Origin of the sequence: Pseudoroseomonas cervicalis ATCC 49957 (genome assembly GCF_000164635.1) — a bacterium.
Classification (GTDB): Bacteria; Pseudomonadota; Alphaproteobacteria; order Acetobacterales; family Acetobacteraceae; genus Pseudoroseomonas; species Pseudoroseomonas cervicalis.
Window position 1 is genome coordinate 1 of record NZ_GG771266.1, and the last position, 516, is coordinate 516.

Here is a 516-nt window from a genome sequence, read left to right on the forward strand (position 1 = left end):
CGGCGGCGATGCGGCCATGCTCGGCGAAGGAATGGTGGTCGGGCGGCGGCCCCTCGGGGCGCGGCCGCGGGCGCGACCAGGTGAGCGCCCGGCGCATCGCCGCCAGCAGGTCGAACACATGCAGCAGGCTGAGATTGCCCGCCGCCTCGGCGATGGCGCGGTGCAGCGCCGCGTCCTGGCTCTCGAACTCGCGCCAGGAGAGCGGGCGGGCGGGCGGGCGCGCCAGGGCCAGCAGGGCGGCGCGCTGCGCCGCATCGGCCCGCGCCGCCGCCAGCGCCGCCAGCTGCGGCTCCAGCACCAGCCGCGCCGCCATCACATCCGGCAGCCCGGCGCGGGCGGCGAGCTGCGCCACATCCCCGGTCGCCGCCAGCGGCCGGGCGCCGAGGAAGGTGCCCTTGCCGACATGCCGCCAGATCTGCCCCTCCGCCTCCATGGCCGAGAGCGCCTTGCGCAGCTCGGCGCGGGAGACGCCGAGGGCGGCGGCGAGCACCCGCTCGGGCGGCAATTGCCCGTCGG

General features: G+C 78.9%; 1 protein-coding gene. It reads right to left on the reverse strand.

What is annotated here, in order from left to right; all coding sequences use genetic code 11:
- Positions 1–516: FadR/GntR family transcriptional regulator (locus HMPREF0731_RS22920; RefSeq protein WP_007006670.1), on the reverse strand; the 516-nt coding region annotated here is incomplete at both ends.